The organism is Devosia sp. (genome assembly GCF_028290645.1).
GTDB lineage: Bacteria > Pseudomonadota > Alphaproteobacteria > Rhizobiales > Devosiaceae > Devosia_A.
In genome coordinates this window covers 1-3,838 of record NZ_JAQGJL010000048.1, presented here as the reverse complement: position 1 = coordinate 3,838, position 3,838 = coordinate 1, and the positions used below count along the sequence as shown (strand labels likewise).

Sequence of the window (3,838 nt, the reverse complement as noted above, 5' to 3'; positions counted from 1 at the left end):
AAGGCCTGGCCGTCGACCGCCGCCCCGTAGGTAACGGCATCCCATCCGAGCGGAATCACCAGCTTGCCTTCCCGATTGATGGCGCCCCACTTGCCTCCGTTTTTGACCAAGGCCATGCCACCCGCGAACGGGGTCGCATCCTCCCACTGCAGCGGGATGGCGGCGTTGCCGTGCGTGTCGATGTAGCCCCACTTGCCCCCGCTTAGGACCGCCGCCAGACCTTCCGAGAATTGCCCCCAACGCTCCCACTTGGTGCCGATCACGACGGTGCCCTGCGGGTTGATGTAGCCGCCCTTGCCGTCGCTACCGAGCGCGGCCAGCCCGCCGACAAAATTCCCCCAATTATCCCACTGCTCGGCGATGACGAGTTTGCCCTCCGGGTTGATGAAACCCCACTTGAGCCCGCTGCGGACCGGGGCCAACCCTTCGGAGAAATGGCCCGCCTCCTCCCATTGCGCCGGGATGACGAGTTTGCCCTTTTGGTCGAGGTAGCCCCACTTGCCCTCGCTTTTCACGGCGGCCAATCCTTCGGAGAAGATATCGGGCTGCTGCCACCGCGTGGGAATCACCAACTTGCCCTTCAGGTCGAGGTAGCCCCACTTGCCTTCAGTTTGGACGGCCGCGAGTCCTTCGGAGAACGGCAGCGCACTCTCCCACTCTGGCGGGATAACGAAGGCGCCACGGCGGTCGATGTAGCCCCACTTGCCGTCGCGTACGGCTTGCGCCAGGCCTTCGGAAGAAAAAGCCTGAGGGGAGTCCCACTCCGCGGGGATAACCTCACGACCGAATCCATCTATGTACCCAAACTTCACGCTGTGAATCTGGTCATCGCCCAGAACCAACGGCTGGAGCGGAAAGGCCAGGCGCCAGTCCTCCGGCGCCATCGCCCCGTGCGGCGTGGGTGAGCCGCTGGGTTGATTCAACACGTAGACGCAAGTCAGGAGGAGCAATAGGGCGAGTGCCGCGAGACCGGCCCATTTGAGGCGGGCGTTGCGCACCGGCGCGGAAGAGCCGGCATGCGGCGCTGCCACGGGCGGCGGCGGGGTGGCAGGGGGCGCGGGGACGCGGAGGGGCGCCGCGTTGGGTTCGATGACCATGCTCCGCGCGGGCCGGGCTTGAATCGTGGCCTCCTCATCGTGGGGCTCCGGCTCGACGCGGATCGTCTCCCGCACGGGCGGCGCGTGCGGAACGATCGGCGCCGGAGCCGGAATCTGCGGGCGCAGACCGAGCCGTTGCGCGACGGCTTCGGCGCTGATCGGCCGTTCGCGCGGGTGTTTGGCCAGACAGGCAGCGACGGTTTCCTCCCAGAAGCCCGGGATCCAGCGCCGGCTGCCGACCTCCCGGCGGTCGCGCCGTTCGCGCATCGGCGGCGGCATTCTGTTCATCACCTGATGGACGATGTCGCCCTGATGGAACGGCGGGGTGCCGGTGAGCAGCGCGTAGATGGTGGCGCCGAGAGCGTAGATGTCGTCCCGCTCGCTCGGCCACTCGCCGCCGAGCTGCTGCGGGCTCATGAAGGTGGGCGTGCCGCTGCTGAGCCGCCCGGCAATCTGCGTGACGGAATTGATCAGCGAGCAGGCGATCCCGAAGTCGGCGACTTTCAGCTCCCCGTCGTTGGCGAGGAGCAGATTGGGCGGCTTGAGATCGCGGTGAATGACGCGGCGCTTCGGCGCGTGGGCGTAGGTGAGCGCCGTGCAGAGCTGGTCGATCCACGGGGCGATTTGCTCGACGTCGAAACACTTGCCCGGCTCGCGCAGGCGGCGTTGGGCGAGGCTTTCGCCTTCCACATATTCCATGGAGATGCCGGCGAGATCGGGGTGCGCGTCGCCCACGGCATCGGACACGAAGTCGTGGATGCGGACGATGTTCGGATGGGTGAGCCGCCGGCAGCGCGAGGCCTCGGCCTTGAGGGTATCGATTGCCTCGGGCGAAGCGGCGACGGCCTGGAGGACGAATTTGATGGCGACCTCCTCGCGCAGCGCGGAGTCGCGGACGAGCCAGACGGCGCCGAAACCGCCCTCTCCGAGCTTGCGCCGCAGCTCGTAGCGGCCAAAGACGATCTGACCCACAGCCAGCGCGCGGACGGCCGGGCCGAGCTCGGCGACGATATCGGGTTCGGGGGGCATACGCGGGCTGGTATGGCAGAAATCAAGGGAGCTATGCGAGTTCGGAATGCGGTGTTCCGACGGCCCACAGGGCCGTGGCTACAACCGGCGGCTCGCGCGGCTCGATGCGCCGGACCCTTATTTGCCGGGCTCGGGCGGCTTATGCGTGATGGTTCGGAATCCGATGAATTCCTCCTGAGATTCGAGCGTTCGATCGGTGATGCGTGCGCTCGAAGGCTGCAGGCCGATGGTGAAGTTTCCTCCCTTGAGGATCGGGATGGGGGTCGTCCCGTTGTTGGCGAGTTCCAGCACCCACTCACTCACGTTGCCGGCCAGGCCGATGACGCCGTAGGGACTCCTGTCTTGCTGCTGCTTCTCGACATCGCCCCAGTAGTTGAAGCCGTCGAGGGCGCCCTTGGTGCCGGGTTGGTTGGGATTGTAGTCGCTGCCGGTATTCGCCCGCCGGGCATCGACTGCATCGCCCCACGGGAAGCGCAGACCCTTCTCGCCGCGGGCGGCTTTCTCCCACTCCGCCTCGGTCGGGAGCTCGCGGCCGAGCCATCTCGAGTAGGCGTATGCGTCCCACCACGTCACCATCATAATCGGCGAGTTGAGGCTTATGGGCGCGCCGTGGGCGGTGGTCCCCTGCTTTGCCTTCTCGTAGTAAATCGTCCAGTGCGTGGGGATGTGATTGAACTGCCGGGGCTGCTTCGGGTGATCGAAGGCGTGCACCTCGTCGAGGTTCAGATCCATCCAGCGGACGAAGTTCGCGTACTGGCCGATCGTCACTTCGTGTTTATCGATCCAGAATTCGTTGGTGTTCCTGACCTGCCCATCGCCAAAGATGAACTCGCCCGCCGGGATGTGGACCTGGTCGTTGAGGACGCGCTCATTCGTCCGAAACCAGACGAGCCAGACGAACACGCCGCTCGCGAGAAGCATGAGCGAAATGAGCGCGGTGACGCTGCGCCGAAAGGAGCGCCTCTGCGCCGGTGAAGCAACTCTCTTTTCCCGACCACTTGGCGTCATACCTGCCTTTCTCGGGACAGGATTTGCCTCGGCTACCGGAAGAGCCTCAGCCTTCATGGGCGGCGCTTTTGGCGTATTGCGTTTCTGTAGTGGTAAATCCGGTTTCGTGCCGGGCTGTGGCAGCCGGCCGGCCACCGGCACCCTGACGACGCGCGGTGTAGCGATCACAACGCGGGGCGCGTCGGACCGGCGGAGGCCAAGCGGCCGAGCAACCTCTTCCACGCTAGTTGGGCGCGATGCCTGCGCCTTGGCGAGGCATTGGGCGACCGTCATCTCCCATTCTGAAGGAATCCGGGCACGCGTGGTGACCCCTAATTGTTCACGGCGTGCGCGCATCGGCGGCGGCACTTTGTTCATCACCTGATGGACGATATCGCCCTGATGGAACGGCGGAGTCCCGGTGAGCAGCGTGTAAATGGTCGCGCCGAGGGAGTAAACGTCATCGGTCTCGCTCGGCCAATCGCCGCCCACTTGCTGCGGGCTCATGAAGGGCGGCGTGCCGCTGCTGAGGCGACCGGAGATTTGCGTGACGGAATTAATGAGTGAGCAGGCGATGCCGAAGTCGGCGACCTTCAGCTCTCCGTCCTTGGAGAGGAGGAGGTTGGCGGGCTTGAGGTCGCGGTGGATGACGCGGCGCTTGGGGGCGTGGGCGTAGGTGAGGGCCGCGCAGAGCTGGTCGATCCAGGGGGCAATTTGCTCGACGT

At 65.6% G+C, this 3,838-nt stretch carries 2 protein-coding genes; both read right to left on the bottom strand.

The features are described from left to right. A partial coding sequence (locus tag JWQ89_RS02605; RefSeq protein WP_299638167.1) for a WG repeat-containing protein occupies window positions 1-2,126 on the bottom strand: 2,126 nt, incomplete at its 3' end. A gap of 117 nt (window positions 2,127-2,243) precedes the next feature. Beyond that, a partial coding sequence (locus JWQ89_RS02600; protein WP_299638166.1) for an SUMF1/EgtB/PvdO family nonheme iron enzyme occupies window positions 2,244-3,838 on the bottom strand: 1,595 nt, incomplete at its 5' end.